Source organism: Bradyrhizobium sp. Mp27 (assembly GCF_029953005.1).
GTDB classification, from domain to species: domain Bacteria; phylum Pseudomonadota; class Alphaproteobacteria; order Rhizobiales; family Xanthobacteraceae; genus Bradyrhizobium; species Bradyrhizobium barranii.
On sequence record NZ_JASAUS010000901.1, the window covers coordinates 1 to 217 of the forward strand.

Annotated in this window: 1 pseudogene; it reads left to right on the top strand. The window is 60.4% G+C overall.

Going from position 1 to position 217, the window contains the following annotated elements:
• Positions 1-217 (top strand): annotated as a pseudogene (locus tag QJT78_RS52945) (IS21 family transposase); the annotation flags it as partial.

Here is a 217-nt window from a genome sequence, read left to right on the forward strand (position 1 = left end):
GGAGATGGTGTTCGACGCCCACGACCGAGCGTTCGCGCTGTTCAAGGGCACCTGCACCCGCGGCATCTACGACAACATGAAGACCGCCGTGGAGACGATCTTCGTCGGTAAAGGGCGTCTTTACAATCGCCGGTTTTTGCAGATGTGCAGCCACTATCTGGTCGATCCAGTCGCCTGCACGCCGGCGTCTGGCTGGGAGAAGGGGCAGGTTGAGAAC